Source organism: candidate division WOR-3 bacterium, assembly GCA_013177935.1.
Taxonomy (GTDB): Bacteria; Hydrothermota; Tepidihabitantia; order Tepidihabitantales; family Tepidihabitantaceae; genus Tepidihabitans.
The window spans coordinates 61,113-80,999 of sequence record JABLXZ010000003.1 but is presented as its reverse complement, the minus strand read 5'-3'; the positions used below and the strand labels follow the sequence as shown (position 1 = coordinate 80,999).

General features: G+C 50.6%; 19 protein-coding genes and 1 tRNA gene. 4 read left to right on the top strand and 16 right to left on the bottom strand.

Features of this window, described 5'->3' with window-relative positions; translation table 11 throughout:
- Positions 1-38 precede the first annotated feature (38 nt).
- The 3 genes from HPY86_05955 to HPY86_05945 all read left to right on the top strand — a co-directional run bounded on the left by HPY86_05955 (position 39) and on the right by HPY86_05945 (position 3,728).
- A tRNA-Thr gene (locus HPY86_05955) sits at positions 39-111 on the top strand.
- A gap of 22 nt (positions 112-133) precedes the next feature.
- The gene (locus HPY86_05950) at positions 134-1,900 is read left to right on the top strand and encodes a PAS domain S-box protein (GenBank protein ID NPV14457.1); all 1,767 of its coding nucleotides are present in this window, start codon (positions 134-136) and stop codon (positions 1,898-1,900) included.
- A gap of 4 nt (positions 1,901-1,904) precedes the next feature.
- On the top strand, positions 1,905-3,728 hold the full coding sequence (locus HPY86_05945; protein NPV14456.1) for a hypothetical protein: 1,824 nt from the start codon (positions 1,905-1,907) through the stop codon (positions 3,726-3,728).
- 8 nt (positions 3,729-3,736) lie between these two features.
- On the opposite strand, the gene HPY86_05940 is transcribed toward HPY86_05945, so the two are convergent.
- The 16 genes from HPY86_05940 to HPY86_05865 all read right to left on the bottom strand — a co-directional run bounded on the left by HPY86_05940 (position 3,737) and on the right by HPY86_05865 (position 18,385).
- Entirely contained in the window at positions 3,737-4,669 is a 933-nt protein-coding gene (locus HPY86_05940) for a zinc ABC transporter substrate-binding protein (protein NPV14455.1), read from the bottom strand.
- Positions 4,648-5,481: a metal ABC transporter permease gene (locus tag HPY86_05935; GenBank protein ID NPV14454.1), complete on the bottom strand. Its 834-nt coding sequence runs from the start codon at positions 5,479-5,481 to the stop codon at positions 4,648-4,650. The genes HPY86_05940 and HPY86_05935 overlap by 22 nt, the downstream gene beginning before the upstream one ends.
- A complete protein-coding gene (locus tag HPY86_05930; protein NPV14453.1) occupies positions 5,474-6,253 on the bottom strand; it encodes a metal ABC transporter ATP-binding protein in 780 nt (259 codons plus the stop codon). The genes HPY86_05935 and HPY86_05930 overlap by 8 nt, the downstream gene beginning before the upstream one ends.
- Positions 6,237-7,682 carry a leucyl aminopeptidase gene (locus HPY86_05925; protein ID NPV14452.1) on the bottom strand — a complete coding sequence of 482 codons (1,446 nt, stop codon included), beginning with the start codon at positions 7,680-7,682 and terminating at the stop codon, positions 6,237-6,239. The genes HPY86_05930 and HPY86_05925 overlap by 17 nt, the downstream gene beginning before the upstream one ends.
- 28 nt (positions 7,683-7,710) lie before the next feature.
- The gene (locus tag HPY86_05920; GenBank protein NPV14451.1) at positions 7,711-8,655 is read right to left on the bottom strand and encodes a hypothetical protein; all 945 of its coding nucleotides are present in this window, start codon (positions 8,653-8,655) and stop codon (positions 7,711-7,713) included.
- On the bottom strand, positions 8,655-9,365 hold the full coding sequence (locus tag HPY86_05915; GenBank protein NPV14450.1) for a UDP-2,3-diacylglucosamine diphosphatase: 711 nt from the start codon (positions 9,363-9,365) through the stop codon (positions 8,655-8,657). The genes HPY86_05920 and HPY86_05915 overlap by 1 nt, the downstream gene beginning before the upstream one ends.
- Complete coding sequence (locus HPY86_05910; protein NPV14449.1) at positions 9,340-10,926, bottom strand: AAA family ATPase; 1,587 nt, start codon at positions 10,924-10,926, stop codon at positions 9,340-9,342. Before HPY86_05910 ends, HPY86_05915 begins: the two co-directional genes overlap by 26 nt.
- Positions 10,919-12,277 carry a thymidine phosphorylase gene (locus HPY86_05905; protein NPV14448.1) on the bottom strand — a complete coding sequence of 453 codons (1,359 nt, stop codon included), beginning with the start codon at positions 12,275-12,277 and terminating at the stop codon, positions 10,919-10,921. The genes HPY86_05910 and HPY86_05905 overlap by 8 nt, the downstream gene beginning before the upstream one ends.
- Before the next feature lie 18 nt (positions 12,278-12,295).
- The gene (gene secY, locus HPY86_05900; protein ID NPV14447.1) at positions 12,296-13,600 is read right to left on the bottom strand and encodes a preprotein translocase subunit SecY; all 1,305 of its coding nucleotides are present in this window, start codon (positions 13,598-13,600) and stop codon (positions 12,296-12,298) included.
- Positions 13,597-14,058, bottom strand: coding sequence for a 50S ribosomal protein L15 (gene rplO / locus HPY86_05895; protein NPV14446.1), 462 nt, complete (start codon positions 14,056-14,058; stop codon positions 13,597-13,599). The genes secY and rplO overlap by 4 nt, the downstream gene beginning before the upstream one ends.
- Entirely contained in the window at positions 14,055-14,234 is a 180-nt protein-coding gene (gene rpmD, locus HPY86_05890; protein ID NPV14445.1) for a 50S ribosomal protein L30, read from the bottom strand. Before rpmD ends, rplO begins: the two co-directional genes overlap by 4 nt.
- Positions 14,215-14,733: a 30S ribosomal protein S5 gene (gene rpsE, locus HPY86_05885; protein NPV14444.1), complete on the bottom strand. Its 519-nt coding sequence runs from the start codon at positions 14,731-14,733 to the stop codon at positions 14,215-14,217. Before rpsE ends, rpmD begins: the two co-directional genes overlap by 20 nt.
- 23 nt (positions 14,734-14,756) lie before the next feature.
- Positions 14,757-15,104, bottom strand: coding sequence for a 50S ribosomal protein L18 (gene rplR, locus HPY86_05880; GenBank protein ID NPV14443.1), 348 nt, complete (start codon positions 15,102-15,104; stop codon positions 14,757-14,759).
- Positions 15,105-15,165: 61 nt separating this feature from the next.
- Positions 15,166-16,113 (bottom strand): D-alanine--D-alanine ligase, encoded by a 948-nt coding sequence (locus HPY86_05875; protein NPV14442.1) that lies wholly within the window; start codon positions 16,111-16,113, stop codon positions 15,166-15,168.
- Between the two features lie 21 nt (positions 16,114-16,134).
- Positions 16,135-17,538, bottom strand: a complete 1,404-nt coding sequence (gene gltA / locus HPY86_05870; GenBank protein ID NPV14441.1) for an NADPH-dependent glutamate synthase — start codon at positions 17,536-17,538, stop codon at positions 16,135-16,137.
- The gene (locus tag HPY86_05865; protein NPV14440.1) at positions 17,525-18,385 is read right to left on the bottom strand and encodes a sulfide/dihydroorotate dehydrogenase-like FAD/NAD-binding protein; all 861 of its coding nucleotides are present in this window, start codon (positions 18,383-18,385) and stop codon (positions 17,525-17,527) included. The genes gltA and HPY86_05865 overlap by 14 nt, the downstream gene beginning before the upstream one ends.
- A 707-nt stretch (positions 18,386-19,092) precedes the next feature.
- On the opposite strand from HPY86_05865, the gene HPY86_05860 reads away from it, so the two are divergent.
- Positions 19,093-19,884, top strand: coding sequence for a hypothetical protein (locus HPY86_05860; GenBank protein NPV14439.1), 792 nt, complete (start codon positions 19,093-19,095; stop codon positions 19,882-19,884).
- The last annotated feature ends 3 nt before the right edge of the window (positions 19,885-19,887 follow it).

Sequence of the window (19,887 nt, the reverse complement as noted above, 5' to 3'; positions counted from 1 at the left end):
ACCAGACCCTGTTCAATCGCTAAAATCGTTCGAAAAATGCCGGCGTAGCTCAGCAGGCAGAGCAGCGGTTTCGTAAACCGCAGGTCGCCCGTTCGAGCCGGGCCGCCGGCTTACGAAAGCTAATAATCGAGGTATGATTTTTCCGAAGGGACCAGACCCCAAGCGGCTGCTTGAAGAGCAGGCGGCATTTGAAGAGGCGGAAAGGAAAAAAGCCGAAGCCCGCGCCCGGGTACTCTTTGATAGTTTTATCGACTTCAGCCCGGTGGGAGTGGAAATCTTTGATACCAGCGGTAATCTCATAAAGAGTAATAAAGCAGCCGAACGACTGCTGGGTAAATTACCACCACCCGGCATAAACTTGTTTGAAGAAAAAGGGTTAAAACGCACCGGTTTGCTGGAACCTCAGATAAAACGCCTGCTTGCCGGTGCCCGGGTCGAAACCCCGCCATTTTGGTACGATGCTGCAGAACTCGGACTCGCCAGCACACCCGGGAAAAAGGTGTGTGTCCGCACCACCGCTTTTCCTTTACTGAACGCCGAAGGCGTGGTCCAGCAAATTGCGATAATTTATGAAGACCTAACCGAATTGAAAAAGGCTCAGGAACAACTCTCGCAAACTCAACAGACTGAGAACAACTGGACAGCAGTTCCGGGTGACATCCGGGATATCGAATTCGCCCGGAGGAAAATCGAACAGGCGCTGCGCGAGAGTGAGGAACGCTACCGCGGCCTGGTAGAGTCTGCCCAGGATGTCTGTATCATCAGATTCAGCGACGAAGGACGCATCATCGCCATAAGCCCTTCAGTAGAAAATATCTTTGGCGTATCCCGGGAAGTGGTTATGACCGACAACTCGGCGCTTTTTGCCCGCATCCATTCTGAAGACATCAGCCGAGTTCAGCAGATTGAGTCGGAAGCAAAAAAGAGCGGTATTTATCCACCTGATTACCAGTTTCGGGTCGTAAAAACACCGACCGAAACAAACTGGGTCAAAATGACTGGCCGGGCAATAACTTTTGCCAGCCGCCGCACATTTGAAGCCCTTGCCATTGACATTACCCGGGAGAAGCGCCTCGAAGAACTGTTGAGCAAAAAAAATGCCGATATCACCTCATTACTCAACAGCCCTGCTGACGGCTTTTTTGCGATTAATCAAGAGTGGACAGTAACCGCCTGGAGCAAAGGTGCGGAAAAGGAAACCCGGGTCAGCGCTGCAGAAGCCGTGGGTAAACGACTCTGGGAACTTTACCCGGAGATGGAAAAAACCGGGATGGCGCTTCCTTTTCGTCGCACCCTGCTCGAACGTACTTCTCAGTATCAGGAGTTTTTTTATAACGATGGCCGCGACCGATTCGCTGGCTGGTTCTCTTTGACCACCTATCCTCTGGACAACGGCGCGCTGGCTCTCGTGAAAAATCTGTCCAGCCGGAAAAAAGTAGAACAGGCGTGGCAGGACTCCCAATCCCGGCTCCAGGCAATTATCGAAAACCCACTGGTGCTGGTCGCATTTAAAGACCGGGAACACCGTTATGTCGCGGCCAATGAAACCGCCCGCAGGTTACTTGGTTCCGGCACCGACATCGTAGGCAAAACCGATGCCGAACTGTTCTCAGCCACGGTCACCGCGCTCCTTGGTTCCTATGACCGCCAGGTTCTGGAAACAGGCAAAGGAGCGCAACTGGAGTTTGCGCTCGGTGACCCCAAACAGGAAACAACCATCTGGCTGGCGATTGCCAAGCAGCCCTGGCGTAACACAAGCAACGAAGTGATTGGAATTTTGGACATCGGCTTTGATATAACGCGCCGCGTCCGTGCCCAGCAGGAACTTTCTCGCCGTCGGGAATTCTTCGAAAACCTCCTTGCCAGCCTCAAACAGGAGTTTGACCGCTGGCAGAAATAAGAGAATGAAAAAAAACTCTCCAGTGCGTAAAAATCAACCAGATAATCGTCCCAACATCGCCCACAAGATTGAACTATTTGCCCACCGCCATTTCTGGCTTCTCCTCGCTGCTATTCTTTTAATCGCCCTTCTCGTACGAACCGCCGACCTGCGTGCTGACCCACCACCAGACCTTTCCTGGAGTTTTGCTCCATACACCGATGAAAGTTTGAACACCTACTCGGCACGCAACTTTGTCCTCTATGGCAACTGGCACCAAGACGACTTTTTACCCTTCTGCATCTATCCGCTGGTTAATATCCTTGTTGCCCTGATATTCAAACTGTTAGGCATCGGGTTCGTTCAGGTAAAACTTCTCTCGGTTCTCAGTGGGGTCCTTGGGGTACTGATAATGGCGCTGTTGATTCGCCATACCGCTCGAGAAATCGCGGCACTGCTCGCCGGTCTGTTCCTTGCTTTGAGTTACCCCTTGGTGATGTACAGCCGTCTCGGACTTATCGAAACAGTCCAGATTCTTTTTCTATTACTCACCGGTTTCTTCTGGGTAAAATCACTGAAAAAACCCATCCTGATGTTATTGAGCGGTTTTTTTGCCTTCGCCACATTTCTCTTAATAAAAATCTCCGCCGTTTTCATCCTGCCCGCGCTGCTTTTGCTCTTCATTAACCGCGGGCTTTCGGCTCGTTCCCAGCAGGAAGAACGCCGTCGGTTTCTCGTTAGCCTTGGCTGGTTTACTGCTGGCGCAATCGGTGCAATCCTCATCTGGTTGATAGTAGTTTTCCTTCCCTATCGCAATCAGTACCTTCAATATGTCCTTCGGCACTCAAGTGAATCGCCGGCTGGCCATCCTCAAACTTTGATTGCGTACCTATTCAATACATTTACCATCGGTGTCCGTTCAAGACTTTTGCCCCGGTTAGTGTGGATTGCCCTATTAGGATTTTTGTCCCTGCCCATGCACGCCACCCGTCAAGCCGAACCCGAGGAGAAGCAATCCTCGCGCTATCTCCTCTTTTGGTTTATCTTTGGCGTTTTGATGCTCGGCTATATGAACTACCGACCACCCCGCTACGAAATTGTCATCCTTCCCCCTCTAATTGCCGCCGCTGCTATTACCATCAGCCAATGGCTTTTCCCAAAACCAAATTCTGCCTCTCCTATGTCGGGAAAGGACAGAACACAAGGTCCCTTTCGGAACGCGAAAACGAGAACGCAAACCGAAAGTCCGCTTTCTTTCTTGAATAGCATCCTCTACGCCATTTATCTCTGGCCCCTTGTCGTTCAGTTACTTCTTCATATTGCCGGATTCCGCAACTACCCGGCACCGGGTAACGAGTCGGGCATAACAATACTCGCTTTAATAATCGCGCTGGCAACCGGCATTATCGGTACCGCACTATACCGTTTTTTCACTGCCAAAAAATTGGGCGCACTGCGGGCGCTGAAACCATTTATCGCCGCCCTGCTGCTTTTGTTTTCCCTGCGCCTTGACCTGGGACAATTTTTCAACTGGTTTTCCAACCGTACCTACATTCTAATTTCTTCAGCCCGCGACCTGGACCAAATCTTGCCACAGGATGCGGTCGTCGCTGGCTCCTGGGCACCACCCCTGATGATTGAATCCCGAAAAAGGGCAGTCGCCATCACCGACTGGGCAAACATCAACGACCCAATAAATCGCTTTGGTGTCACCCATATCATTATCGGGGAAAACGAAGTTGACCAACTCCTCTGGAATAAAATTCCGCTGACACTAAAAGAACGAATGAGACCGCTCCGCCAGTACCGAATCCGTGGCCAGTTGCTTACCGTTTACACCTTATCCTGAACAATTGCTCAATCGCTGCCGGACAACGCAGCTGCCAGCGTCTTCACATCGTATTCGAGAAGAGTTAGATAGTTGGTAACTGAAGGCAGCGAACCGGTTGTCGATGCCAGGACAATAACCTTTGCTCCGGTCTCGCGGGCAAGGGCGTCTGCCAAATCCCGATTGTGCTGCGGCTCGATCACTATTGCCCGCACTTCTTCCTGCCTTATTATCTGAACGAGACGGGCGATGTCTTGCGCCGATGGCTCCTGTCCTGGTAAAGGTTCAACCGCCCTTATCATCTCAAACCCAAAAGCCCGGCAGAAATAGGGCCAGGATTCGTGCATTGCAACAAACTTTCGACTCGGTAAATCTTCAGCGAACCTTCTCAACTCGGCAACGGTACTGTCAATCCTTTTAATGTAAGCATCGCCCCTTTTGTGGTAAAATTCTTTCCTCGCTGGATTGAATTCGCTTAATATCTCAACAATCTTCTTAACCGTTATTTTAGCAACATCAGGGTCGAGCCAGATGTGCGGATTGCCATACTCATGAGTATGATGGTGCGTTTTTGCCGCTCCCGCAACATCCTCATCTTTGATAACCTCCACCTTGTCGGAAACCGTTAGTATTTTCAGCCTCTTGTTACGGGCATTTTCGATTAAACCGTTTAGCCAATCATCTAAACCCAGACCGACCCGCACAACCAATGTCGCCTTCTTTAGCTTTTCGGCATCGGCAACCCGCGGTTCGTAACTATGCGGCTCTTCTGCCCCGGTAATAAGCGATTGAACCGCTACCGATTCACCACCCACCTGAAGTACCCAATCGGCAAGGTCAGGAAGCGTTGTGATAACCAATGGGCGTGAATCGGTCTCGACAAACCGGCCTTCTCTGTTCGCTTCAGGACATCCGGTAACAAAAATTAAGGTTAACGCCATCAGGACAACTTTTTCCCGCATACCTTACACCTTCTTCTTTTGGGCGAAAATATTGCAGCCAGACCAAACCCTACCGCTGCCACCAAAACGATTGTGGCTCCGGAAGGGACACCAAGCAGATATGAAAGTATCAATCCGATACAACAGGCACCAATCGCCACCACCCAGGATAAAAAGAACATCATTCCGTACCGGTTAGTAAGTTGATAGGCGGTTGCCGCTGGTATCACAAGCAACGCCTCAACCAAAATCACCCCAACCGCCTTAATGGAAACTACCACAACAAGCGCCAGCAGTCCAAGTTGTAACCCCCCGAGAACGCCCGTCGGCAAACCGCTTGCCTGCGCCATCTCCTCATCAAAAGCCAGAAACTTGAACTGGTTATAAAACAACCCGATGAAAAGCAGCACGATGCCTGTCAGCCCCGCCATAATCAGCAAATTTCCCGGTGTAACTCCTAAAATGTTTCCGAACAGGTAACCATAAATTCGCGCGTCGTAGCGGCGCATAAACCCGATAAACAAAACCCCCAGCGCCATCGTAAAGGCAAAAAAGACGCCGATAGCGGTGTCCTGACGCAAACTTGTCCTTTTACCGGTTACCTGAATCAATCCGGCGGTAACAAGGCAAAAGACAACTGCGGTTAAAAGGGGATCAACCCCAAGTAAAAATCCGAGCGCCACTCCCCCGAACGCCGCATGGGCAATACCGGCGCCAGCAAATGCCAGCCCGCGTAAAACAACAAACACCCCGATGAGCGAACAGACTGTACCCACAAGTAGGGAACCGAGAATGGCGTTACGAACAAACCCGTAATTCAAAAAATCAAGCATGGCGGTCATCGACCAGCAAAAATTTTCGGCCCTCTCTTTCCACTACCGCAACCGGCGTGCCATAAAGTTGACCTAAAACCGCCGGGTTTAAAACCTCATCGCAGGAACCAAGAGCCTTGACTGTATGGTTGAGAAACATCACTCGGTCTACACAAGGCAACACCTCATTGACATCATGCGTTACATAAATCGTCGTCAACCGCCGCTCCCGATGAACCCTCCGTATCAATTCCACAATCTGTCCTCGAGTTGCCACATCAACTCCGGCCGTAGGCTCGTCAAGCAAAAGTAACTCTGGGTCTCCTACAAGTGCCCGGGCAAGAAACAGTCGCTGCTGCTGCCCACCCGAAAGATGGCCTGCCGTATGAAACGCCATATCCTCCAAACCAACCGCTGCCAGCGCCGCTTGTGCCTTTGCCTGTTCTTTTTTCCCGGGGAACTTTAAAAGTCCTATCCGCCCGTAAGTTCCCATCAAAACCGCATCCCGCACATTTACCGGAAAGTTTACATCAATCGGCTTACGCTGGGGCACATAACCAATCAAGGTTCTTACCTTACCGATGCGACCGCCGCTTGCGCCTAAAACAGTCACTTTACCCTGAATTGGTTGAATCAATCCCAATACCGTTTTCAAAAGCGTGGTCTTGCCCGAGCCGTTTGGACCGATGACACCTAAAAACTCCCCTTTGGCAAGACTGAACGAAACATCCTGCAGGGCAACCGTATCTTGAAATACAACGGTAACCCCGGTAAACTCAACTGCCGGTGTCATCGATTGTTCCGGCAAAAAGCGCGATGAGTGTTCGCAACGGTACCCCGGTGGCGCCCGCCGGGCAATAATCCCGGTCCTCATTGGTATAGGCGGTGCCGGCAATGTCAATATGCACCCAGGGCACCGTTTTCGGCACAAACTCGGATAGAAATAGTCCACCGATGATTGTCCCGGCATTTTGCGGTTTGCCGATATTTTTAAAGTCCGCAACCCCGCTTTTCATGTGGGAACGGTACCGCTCAAACAACGGTAACTGCCAGAAGTACTCACCCATTTCCTTACCAATGGCAATCAGCCGGGCAATCGTCTTTTCATCGGTACCCAGTACTCCTGAAATCTCATTGCCCAGCGCCACAACACAGGCACCGGTCAGGGTCGCAATGTCAATCATCAAGTCAGGCTTCAAAGTTGCACCGTAGGCAAGCGCATCCGCAAGAATCAAGCGGCCCTCCGCATCGGTATTCATCACCTCAACCGTCTTACCATTAAAGTGGCGAATCACATCACCAGGCTTCTGGGCACCACCCCCGGGCAAATTCTCAGCCAGTGGTGTCAACCCATGAACTACGACCGGTATATCAACCTCCCGAAGATAATTAAATAACCCGAAAACCGTAGCCGCACCCGCCATATCATCTTTCATCGACTCCATCTGTTGGGCAGTTTTCAGGGAGAGTCCACCCGAATCAAATGTGATGCCCTTACCGACGACTACCATCGTCCGCTTGGGCTTGACTTTAGGTTTATAGGTCAGATGGACCATACAGGGTGGATTGTGGGAACCTTTACCAACACCGATTATGCCGCCCATTCCCAGCCGCTCGAGTTCCGCTGCATCCATCACTTTAATCGTAACCCGTTCTCCTTGCGCCAGTTCCTTTGCCCGGTCCGCAAGCATCATCGGCGCTTTGCTGGCAGAAGGCTCGTTAACCAAATCCCGGACATAACAAACCGCTCGAGCACGGCGCTCCGCATCATCAGCCACTGGCCGCAACTCGGTGACCTCCCTCTCGCTCTCGGCTAAAATAGCCATTCTATCAACCTTTACAACATCCTCATTCACTGTGCGAAACTTACGAAATTGATAACCGCTGAGTATCGCCCCCTCAACCGCAGCGGATACAAAACTTTTACTATCCACCTTGAGTCCGGCAGTGATGGGAAGCCCGACCTCGTCCGCACCCAACTCACCAGCCCGGCGCAAAACCTTTGCCAGGGCGACTCGAACCCGTTCCAATTCAAACTCGGTCCGTTTCCCTAAACCACCCAGCACCACTCTATTGTCACCCTTCACCGCAATTCCCGTCTCGGCAAATTTTCCGCCAAAACGCCGGTCAATCAATCCATCGGTATCAAATTCCCCTTCAAAGACAAGTAGCACTCTTACTTTACCCCGCCATTTTCTTTTGATCGTCAAGTTGATTTTCACCTTTGCTCCTTTCTTGCTCTTTTTATTATCAGTTTTCCTTCACTTCTGTCAACCCCTGATTTTCCTTCAGGCACCGGTTTAAAATCCAAGTGACAATAACCGCCAGAACTATCCTCGGCACCACAATCCAGAAAAGGTTTGCGCCGAGAACGATAAATATTGCGGTGTCCTCAAATAGACCATGACACAGCGCCAGAAACTGAGCAACCAGAGTCACCTGTTTCGGTGTCAATCCACCCTCTTTGACCGACTCAACAATCAGTCCGGCGCCAAACACAATTCCAAACACATTACCGGCAAGCCAGGGCATTGCCGCTGCCTCGTTGTAGCCCATAAATCCAATAACCCGCTTCACCGCGGATAGCACTTTTTTTAGCACCCCGTAACCCCGTGCCAGTTCCAGCAGGATAAAAATACCCACCAGCACCAATAGCATCTTGACCCCGGTACTGAAAAGCCCTTCCGCCCATCCCTGTAAAGCCGGCCCAAGCACAAACTCTTGCCGCAGGAGAGAAAAATCCGTATTTCCGCCCCCTCCAGAACCGTTCCGCACAATGAGCACTGCGAGTCCCGCACCCGCCAGTAGTGAAACCACCAGCCGAACAAACCACAAAAGCCACCACTTTGCCCGAATCTGAAAGAAGACCGCCGTTTCAAGAATCTGTGAATGAGAAATAAGTATCATCAAACTCAACACCGTCAATTGACCACCGGTGATTTTTAGTGCCGTAATCGCTCCCAGGGAAGCGTAGATATTGATGAAATTGCCCAAAATCAGTGCCATCGCCGCCTCACCCGGCAAACGGAAAAAACGCATAAACGGCGCCATAAACTGGGCAAAAGCAGCAAGAACCGGCGTATACTTCAATGCGGTAACGAGCGTATAAACCGGTGCAACAATCAATAAAAGTTTCCCAAATGCCCGAACACCCCGCTCGGCACCAAGTCTTAAAAATTGCCAGAAATTCTTCATCAAAAACGCTCAAGCGTTGCTTTACCGTTGCTAATCATCCCGTAGGTAAAATTTTTTAGCCAGTCTCCAATGTTGATATAAACCCCGGCATCGAAATTTCTTATCTCAGGAATATGGGAGTGCCCCAACATCACCACATCGCAACCGGCCGCAATCTTCTCGCGTGCAAACTGAAGCATTGCCGCCTGCACTTTCAACGCTGCACCCTGTTTTTCCATCCCCTGCCGGCTCCGAACCGCAATACGGCGCGCCAGCCCGATGCCGATATCAGGATGCAACCAGGAAAATAGAAAACCGTTGATTGAACATCGCATCAAGGAACGAAAAATTCTGGGTACAAAGCCCCGGTCTAAGGCATCACCGTGCGCCAGGTAAACCCGTAACCCATCAATCATCATCTCCTGTTCATCATACAGCGCCTCGACCTTCAATCCTTTTTCTAACCACCCTTTGAACCAGATATCGTGATTCCCTCGAAATAGGAAAATTTTCGTGCCGCTTTCCGATAAATCTCGCATCCGGCCCAAAACCTCAAACTCGATTTTCGGCACCACCCGCCGATATTCGAACCAGAACTCAAATAGATCGCCAAGGATATAAAGCCCTTGGGCCTTGCCTTTTATACTCAAAAGGAAATCGGTAAACCGCTTCTCGGCAACAGGTGACCCCATTCCGAGATGCACATCAGAAATAAAGTAATGCGCGCTCAATTTTCTTAAACAGTTTTGTTATCGGAACCCGGGTGTCAACCGTAATTAAATCAGCACGGTCTTCCGGGGGTTGAAACCTTGCCTTCATCGCCTGATAAACTTCAAGATTAGCATCTGAAAAACCGCCCTCTTTTGCCCGCCGTTGCAGTCGCCTTTCCACCGTCTTCTCCGGACAATTTGCCCAGACAAATAACACCTTAACACCCAACCTTTGTGCGAGCTCGCGACATCGGTTGCGGGTCTCGGGCGAAAGAAAGGTTGCGTCCAGAATCACGCTCTGCTTTCCTCGTAAAAAAATTTCTGCCCGCTTGAGCAACTCTTCATATGTCCTTTTGCTGACATCGGCGGTGTAAATCCCTTTACCATACCCCTCAAACCGCGACTCATCAATCGGAATCCCGAGCAACTGTTTGCGAATCGAATCGGACAACAGATGAATCGCCAGGCGTCTCATCGCAAATCGCTTTGCCAGGTAACTCTTGCCAACACCAGGCAGTCCAAACACCACCATCAGCCAATTTTTCTCTGTCATTAACCGGGCATAACGGCTGGCAAGTGCAAAATACCGTCGCGCCGTGACAAGCGCTACCTTTTTTGCCCGTTGGGGAACCGTGGGGTCGTTCAATTGAAAACTGGTGACTTTACCCCGAACATATGCCCGATAACATCGGTAGAAATCCAAAAGTTTGAGAAAACCCCTGTCTTCCGAATAAACCAGGTACCGTTCAAGAAAAAAGTTTGCAAGGTCGTGGCGGTTAAAAAAGTCTAAATCCATCGCCATAAACGCCACCTCAGAAGCCACATCACCGCAGGAAAAACGAGGATTAAACTCAATACAGTCAAAGATATAAACCCGGTCGGCAAGAAAGATATTTTTCGAATGCAGGTCACCGTGACAGCGCCGAACAAAACCGCGCTGCCTTCGGTCGCGGAAGGTGTCCCGATTTTCAGCGATAAACCGTTCCACCGCCCCTTTAATCTCTTGAAACATCCGGGGGGAAATCGTTTTTCCCCGAAACTCCATTGTCTGGGCGAAGTTCTCATCCCAGTTCAGTTTAATTATCTCGCTACTGCCGTACTGTGCAACCTGTTTGCCTCGCTCCGCTTTCCGATGAAACTCACTAATCCGCCGGGCAATCTCATCAATATGCTGAAAACTCACCTCGCCTCTTTTCAGTCGCTCGGTCATAATTGCCCGCTGGGGCAACGCCCGCATCTTCACGCAGTAGTCAATCACCCGACCGCCGCCACCTAATCGCAACCGTCCCTTCCTTTCCACAATCGGCACAACACCAAGGTAAAGGTCCGGTGATAGATACCGATTCAACCGCAACTCCTCGTAGCAGAAAAACCTCCGGGCAGAAAGCGTCGTGTAGTCAAGAAAACCAAAATTCACCGGCTTTTTCACCTTATAGGCAAAATCACCGGCGATAAAAACCCAGGAGGTGTGAGTCTGAATCAATCGCACCCGCTTCACCCCACCCCCGTATAGGGCAGGCTCAAGCAATTCATTAACCCGACTCTGAACCGTTGGTTCGGGTCCGATAATATTGTTACTCACAATTATGCCGGTGCCGGCCTCTTCGACCCTTTGGGGACTCTTTAGGTGTTATCAGACGTTCAAGAATCATTCTGCCCGTTGTCACCGGACGTTCCGAATAGGTAAAGCATTTTGCAAGACGCGCGGCAACCCGCTCAGCGCTAATATCCGTGTCGGCAAAAACCTCAGCCAGAACCTCACCTTTCTGCACCTGGTCACCCACTTTTTTGCGAAAAACAAAACCGGCACCCGGTGAAACCCGGTCCGTAAGCCGCCTTCGGCCTAAACCGATATCCAGCCCCAGCATTCCCACCTGATAAGCATCAATCACCCGAATATAACCTTCTCTTTCAGCCAAGCACTCACGCTTATAATTCGCCACGGGCAGTAGTCTCTCGTCTTCTACCACTGCCGGATCTCCTCCCTGTTCTTCAACCATCTGTTGAAATTTTTGTAGTGCCCGGCCGCTTTCTAAAACCCGTAGAATTTGCCGGCGCGCCTGCGGTCGTGTTTGCGCGCGCCCTGCCAGAAGAAGCATCTCCTCGGCAAGAGCAAATGTTAACTCTTTAAGGTCTGGTGCCCAATGGTTTTTCAACGCCGCAATCGCCTCGCGCACCTCGAGCGCATTACCCACCGTATTACCAAGCGGTTGTTCCATTGCCGTTATCAATGCCACGACCTTTTTCTCCATTTTGGCACCAACCGCAAGCATCAGTTGTGCCAGTTGTCGTGCTGTTCGCAAACGGCGCATAAAGGCGCCCTGACCGGTTTTTACATCAAGCACCAGCCCGTCGATACCTTCGGCGAGTTTCTTCGCCATAATACTTGCGGTAATAAGCGGCAGCGATTCGACCGTTGCGGTAACATCACGCAACGCGTACATCTCTTTGTCTGCCGGACACATCTCGGCGGTCTGTCCGATAATTGCGACACCAATTTTTTTCAGAATCTGGGTGAATTCGTCCAGTCCCAAATTGGTTTTAAAACCGGGAATCGCCTCCAATTTGTCAAGAGTTCCACCAGTATGCCCGAGACTGCGACCTGATACCATCGGCACAATTACACCGCAGGCCGCAACCAGTGGCGCGAGAATTAGTGAAACCTTATCGCCCACACCGCCGGTAGAATGTTTATCAACTTTTGGCCCGGATAGCGTGCTTAAATCCAATACCCGGCCCGAATTCATCATCGCCCGCGTCATCGCCACCGTCTCCCGCACGTTCATCCCCTGAATATAGACCGCCATCAAAAACGCCGCCATCTGATAATCAGGAATTGACCCGCCGGTGAAGCTATTTATTAACCAATTGATCTCTTGGGGAGTAAGGCGACCCCGGTCTCTTTTGCGCCGGAGAAGTTCGAGAAATTCCACCGCCGGGAGCGCCGGTCTTTAGCCGAAACGCCGGCCCGTGAATTTGCCGCCCTTGACCAGACCCTCGTAGTGCCGCATCACCAGATGGGCTTCAATCTGTTGCAGAGTATCAAGAGCGACTCCAACGATAATCAACAGTGTTGTGCCACCAAAATAGAAAGGCACCCGGAAGGCGCTCATCAAAACCCAGGGTAAAAGTGCAATAACTACCAGAAACAGCGCACCGGGTAGAGTAAGTAATGAAAGACTACGGTCGATATAAGCGGCGGTCTTTTCACCGGGGCGGATACCGGGAATGAAACCACCATAGCGCTGCATATTATCGGCAAGGTCACGGGGGTTAAACACAATTGAAGTGTAGAAGTAAGTAAAGAACACAATTAACACCGCGTAAAGTAGGTTGTATAGCCAACCATCGGGCGCCAGAAATCTCCCCACCCAATCGAGGAACGGCAGTTTGAGAAAAGTGGCAAAGGTCGAAGGAAAAACAATTAAACTCTGAGCAAAAATGATGGGAATGACGCCGGCAGTAACAACCCGCAGTGGGATATAGGTACTCTGGCCACCATACATACGCCGCCCCACGAAGCGCTTAGGGTATTGCACCGGAATCTTACGCACCGCCATCGTCATCAAAACCACCGCCGCATAAACTACGAAAACCATCGCCACTACAATCAAAAGCCAGAACCAGGAAGAAATACGAGCCTGCTGGAAGGTCCGCGCCAGGTCCTGTGGGGTGCTGTCCAGACAGCCAATAAGAATTATAAAGGAAATGCCATTGCCAATACCCCGGTCGGTAATCTGTTCACCCAGCCACATTACAAAAATTGTGCCGGCAGTAAGGGTAAATATAGTCATTAAACGGAAGAATAGACCGGGCTGGAGAACAATCGAACCAAACTGTGTGGGGGGCTGCGACTCAAGGTAAACCGAGATGCTTGCCGCCTGAATTACCGCCAAGAGCACGGTGGCATAGCGTGTGTACTGATTGATTTTCTTCCGCCCCTCTTCATCCCGCTGCAATTTCTCAAGAAATGGGAAAACCGAGCCCAGCAACTGAAATACAATTGACGCTGAGATGTAAGGCATTACTCCTAAGGCAAAAACCGACGCCCGGGAAAGTGCGCCTCCTACGAATATATCGTAAAGACCGAATATCGTTCCCTGAAGCTGCCGCAAAGTCCAGCCCAGCGCCTGAGCGTTTATCCCCGGTACCGGTATGTGAGTACCCAAACGGTAAACCACCACCATTGCCAGCGTAAACAAAATCTTTTTTCGCAGGTCCGGAATTTTAAAAATATTGGGAACGCTACCGGTCAATTAACAACTCCTGTCGGTTTTGATGTAAGAATCGCCACCCTGCCGCCGGCTTCTTCAATCTTCTGCCGGGCAGTTGCGGAAAATGCATGGGCGGTGATTGTAATGGGACGATTTATTTCACCCTTGCCCAGGACCTTCACATACTTTCCGCGTCGGACCAGTTTATTTTTTAAAAGTGTCTCAACCGTAATCTGTTCCTCACTCAATTTCGCCAGGTCATCAAGATTAACCACCTCATACTCAACGCGGGTTGGATTTTTAAAACCTCTTTTAGGAATCCGGCGATAGAATGGCATCTGGCCGCCTTCGAACCGGGAGTCAAATTCTGGCGCCGAATGTTGCCCCATACCCTTGTGGCCCCGACACGATGTTTTCCCGTGCCCGGAACCAGGCCCACAGCCTACCCGCTTCTTTTTCTTCACCGCACCGGTTGCCGGCTTCAACTCATTTATTCTCATAACTCCTCCACTTTTACCAGATGTCTGATTTTGAAAATCATTCCCCGCACAACCGGCGAATCGTTATGGGTCCGCTCGGCACCAACCCGACGCAAACCAAGCGCCCAAGCGGTCCGCTTATGCTCCTCTTTTTCGTCAATAAGACTCTTGATCAGTTTAACCTTCAACCTTTTCATCGCCCTTCCGCTCTACAAAATAACCTATCGGCTTGTTTCTGGCCGCTGCCACCTGGTCAAGCGTCCGCAACTTGGACAAAGCAATTATCGTTGCCTTGGCGGTATTGTAGTGATTACGCGACCCATAAGCCTTACTCAGGGCATCGCGCAACCCCACCGCTTCGAGTACGGCGCGCACCTGGGGGCAGGCAATCAGACCGGTACCTGGTGCGGCGGGTTTAATCAACACCCTGGTCGCTCCAAACTTGCCCGTTGTTTCGTGAGGAATAGTATGACCCCGGAAAGAAATCTTTACCATCTCCTTGCGCGCCCGCGCCGCCGCTTTCCGCACTGCACTCGCCACCTCTACCGCCTTACCGTGTCCAACTCCTACCTGTCCTTTGCCATCGCCTACAACCACCGCCGCCGAAATTCGCATCCGCTTGCCGCCTTTCATCACCTTGGAAATTCGCTTAATATTAATAACCCGTTCAATAAATTCGGGTTCCTGCTGGGTAATCTCACCCTCAGTTAAAACCTCAATCAAAACTCCAGACCTCCTTGGCGCGCTCCTTCAGCAACTGCTTTGACCCGGCCATGGTACCGATAACCGGCGCGGTCAAAAACCACTTTTGTTATCCCCCGTTCCTTCGCCTTAGCCGCGACCAGTTTTCCCACCTCAAGCGCCATCTCGGTGGGTTTTCCCTTTTTATCTTTTAACTCCGGCGTCAGAGTAGAAACACCGGTCAGCACCCGACCCGTAGTATCATCAATCAACTGTACATACATATGCCGGTTGCTTCGAAAGACGCACAACCGGGGTCGCTCCGGTGTTCCGGTAATCCGGTGCCGGATACTCAAATGTCTTCTTAACCTTCGGTCACGAATCATAATCACCAATCTTATTCATAAAATATTTTCAGTCAAGAAATACCCGCATCATCTGTTAATGTCATTCCAGCGCATCAGCCAGAATTCGGAAAATCAGGTCGTCGTAAGAGATGCCCGCGGCTTCGGCTTGCACCGGCAGGTCGGAAATATCGGTCAATCCAGGAAGGGTGTTCACCTCGAGAAAGTATGGTTGACGTTCATCTTTGACAATCAAATCGAGCCGAGCAAACCCTTCGCAACCCAGGCCCCGATAGGCTTTCATCGCCAGTTCTTTAATTTTCGCCTCGACCCGGCTACTCAAGCGTGCCGGGACAATAAACTCGGTTTCACCCCGGATATATTTTGCCTCATAACTGTAAAATCTGTGCTGTTTTGGGACCAGTTCCAGTATCGGTAAAACCTGCTCGCCCACAATACCAACCGTGGCAATCATTCCATCGATAAACGGTTCAATAAGCATTTCACTAAAACCACGCCAGACCCGCTCGCATCGGTCCAGAGCACCCCGTTTACCTTCGAGGAGTTCAATCCCGACACTCGAACCTTCACAGCGCGGTTTGACAATCATTGGATACCCGAAACGTTTTTCCGCTTCTGCTAACCCTTCCGCAACATCATCATCCTTACCAACGCTTACAAAATCCGGGGTCGGGATGCCAATCTGTCGGAAAAGCATCTTGGTAAACACCTTGTCAATCGCAATGGCTGATGCGGTAACCCCGGAACCGGTATAGGGAATCCCCAAAAGCTCTAAAAAACCCTGCATCGTTCCATCTTCGCCGGGGCGGCCATGGAGGATAATGAACGCCATATCAATCTTTGCCTGGCGTATCTGGTCAACAAAGCTACGGTTTATATCTATGCCAACCGCTTGATAACCCTGTCGTTTTAACGACTCCAGAACCCTTTGACCAGATAGGAGCGAAACCTCCCGCTCACTTGACCAACCGCCCATCAAAACGCCAATCTTCCTTTTCCGCAACCGGCGGACAATGTCGCTTCTACTCATAACTGAACACCTCCCATTTTGCTACCACTGCCCGGTGCGCAGGAACTCATCCATCGCTTTAGCCGCAACCCTTCCTGCCCCCATCGCCAGAATCACGGTCGCCGCCCCGGTAACAATGTCGCCCCCGGCGAAAACACCCTTCTTTGTGGTCTTGCCGGTATTCGGGTCAACGAGCAGCGTTCCCCGCTTGGTAGTCTCTAAACCCGGTGTTGTCTGGGGGATTAGCGGGTTGGGACTGTTGCCAATCGCCACTACCACCGTATCAACCGGGATGCGAAATTCGCTATTCGGCACCGGTACGGGCCGCCGCCGGCCCGAAGCATCCGGTTCGCCCAATTCCATGCGCAGACACTCCACCTCCTTAACCCAACCCTGCTCATCAGCGATGTAGCGCACCGGATTGGTCAATAACTGAAACTCCACACCCTCTTCTTCTGCATGGTGAATCTCTGCCGCCCGCGCTGGCATCTCATCACGAGAGCGGCGATAAATTAAAACCACCCGTTCCGCACCCAATCGTAAGGCGGTGCGCGCGGCGTCCATCGCCACATTGCCGCCGCCAATCACCGCCACCTGCTTACCCCGAACAATCGGCGTATCGTACTTGGGAAACAGGTAAGCCTTCATCAGATTGGAACGGGTAAGATACTCATTCGCCGAATAAATCCCGAGGCTATTCTCACCAGGGATTCCCATAAAGAGTGGCAAACCGGCACCGGTGCCGACAAAAACCGCATCGTATTCGCCCAGCAACTCATCAATTGTCTTCAACTTCCCAACCACATAATCAAGTTTCAGTTCCACACCCATCGAAAGCAGAAAGTTCACCTCCCGTTCCACCACCGCCTTAGGTAACCGGAACTCAGGAATTCCATACATCAGCACCCCGCCCGGTTTATGCAGCGCCTCAAAAATCGTCACGCTGTGCCCTAACTTCCTCATATCACCAGCAATTGTTAACCCGGCGGGTCCGGCACCAACAACCGCCACCTTCTTCCCGGTTGCCGGCTGAATTTCGCACATCACACACTCGGGCTGGGTTGCCTCCCAATCGGCGATAAACCGTTCCAGATTGCCAATCGCCACCGGCTCCATTTTCTTACCTAAAATACAGGCACCTTCGCACTGTACTTCCTGGGGACAAACCCTGCCACATATTGCGGGCAACACATTCGTCCGCTTCATAATTTTAACCGCTTCAAGGAAATTACCCTGTGCTACCTCACGGATAAAACCCGGAATATCCACCTGAACCGGACAACCGCTAACACAGGAGGGTTTTTTGCACTGGAGACAACGCTGTGCCTCAGCCATTGCCTGCTCGGGCGTGTACCCATAAGGGACCTCATCAAAATTGTGCCGCCGCTTGTCCGCCGGTTGCTCGGACATCGGTGTTCGTTTTGGACTGATCTTAGCCACGGGCACCTCCTTTTTCGCAACCGCAACCCCGGGATTTCAGGAAAAGTTCCACCGCCTGTTTTTCCTCATTAACATAAGTGCGTAACCGTGCCATCAACTGGTCAAAATTGACCTTGTGGCCATCAAACTCCGGGCCATCAACACAGGCAAACTTTGTCTCACCGTCGACCTCAACCCGGCAAACACCACACATCCCGGTCGCATCTAACATTATTGGGTTCAAACTGACAACGGTCGGTACACCATACTCCTTCGTAAGAAGCGAAACCATTTTCATCATAATTACCGGACCAACTGCAAAACACCTATCCACCTTTTCCCCCCGATTCAAGACCTGCCTTAAAACATCGGTGACAAAACCCTTAACCCCGTACGAACCATCATCGGTCGCAACAATCAACTCATCGGAAACAGCACGCATCTTTTCCTCCATCAAAACCAGCTCCCGATTCCGGAACCCGATGATTGAAATCACCTTATTTCCCGCCTGTTTCAGCGCCCGGGCAACCGGAAAAATCTCCGGCGTTCCAACACCCCCGGCAACACACACCACCGTTCCGAACCGCTCAATTTCACTGGGTTTCCCAAGGGGTCCAATCAGGTCCATAATCATCTCACCCTCTTCAAGCGTACCTAAAAGCATTGTGGACTTACCAACCTCCTGAAAAACGATTACCAACACCCCCTCCTCAGGACGAGTATCCGCCACAGTCAAAGGTATTCTTTCCCCCTCTTCATTCACCCGCACTACAACAAACTGCCCTGGCTGCGCCTTTTGGGCGATTTCGGGCGCATCCAGTTCAAACATCTTAATTTGTGGCGCTAACACCTGCTTTTTCAATATCTTAACCAAAATTCCTCCTTTGGGATAAAACAAAAAACTATTCCTTCATTTCCGTTCTAACTAAACTAACCAATAAATTGATGCGAATTATACCTAAAAAATTACCTTAAGTCAAGGGTTCGGTGTTCCTGAGAAATTGCCTGCTTATTGAAATGCTCTATCTTACCACCATTTTTCTTATCACTTTCCTCTATCTAAACCTCTTGCGAAGCAATCGAAAAATCCCCACAAATGGGTAAAAACGGTACAATATAAAACTGTGATAGAAAGGGTGCATCAGAGTAACTGCAATGTTAACCTGCTAAAAGCAAATAAATCAGCATACCAGACACCCGTTAAAAATTACCCGGCCCTAACGCCAGACCGGGTTTATATAAGGGCTTGGCAACTCAATCTCCCATTCCCCATCTATTTGAACCGGGTAATGACTCAGGTAGCCAATCCGGGATTCGTCCTGCCAGCGAATCCAGAATTGAATTGGCGAACCGCTATCTTGTTAACTTATCGAACCATTACCACTATGACGATTGAAGGTAAAACAATTGCACGCCTGCAATTGATTTTAGCATACTTAATCTCGCAAAGAGCCCGAGGTTAAAACAGGTAAACTCGACAAAACCGTAAATGAGCCAGCCAACACTGTAGCCATCTTTCCCCGAAGTTAGTGATTTTTACCGAAAGATTGACAGAAAAGTTATGTTGGATTAAAATTCGGCGTGCCAAAGAAAAACAAAAAGCCTAAATCAGGACTGTCAATCCGCAATCTGTGGCTCTGGGTTACGATCGGTGTGGTCGCTATTGTCATCCTTCTGTTTCTCGCCCGAATTCTTTCCCAGCCACCCAAAAATGAACCCGAAAGAAAAACAGTTGAATTGGCTAAAGTTGACCTCATCGCTTACACCCGAATGCTGGGCAGGGTATATCTCGACACCACCCTTCGCACCGTCCTTTCTCCTGAACTTAATCGTCAGCTGGCTTCAATCGACACGATGTTTGAGAACCGCGAGTTGCGCGACGCTATCGCCCGATTAACAAAACTCCTTCAGAAAAAGGAAATAAAAAGAGACAATGTAAGTCAGGCAGTAATTCATGGGTATATCGGTTTCGCTTACAATGAACTTGCCCAACCCCAAGTCGCTCTTGTCGAATTCCAAAAAGGACTGGATATTGCTCGCGTCCTTTCTGAACCAGCCGCATCCCGTATAACCGGCTGGCTGGCGTTCAATATTGGTTACATCTTCCAGTACTACTCATATCCGGAAAGTGCCCTTGTCTATTACCACCAGGCTGAACGGTCAATTTCTGTTCAAGATACAGCCATCAAAGAATTTGCCGGCGCGCTTTTGAACAACCTTGGGGTCGCCGCCGAGTTAACTGGTGACTCAACCGCTGCCCGAGATGCGTTTCTGCGCGCCACAATCTATATCGACACCGCCATCCCGACCGATGCTGCCCAGGACCAGAGTGCCTTACCGGCAATACGACTGAAGCGAAACTTGCATCGCTAATTA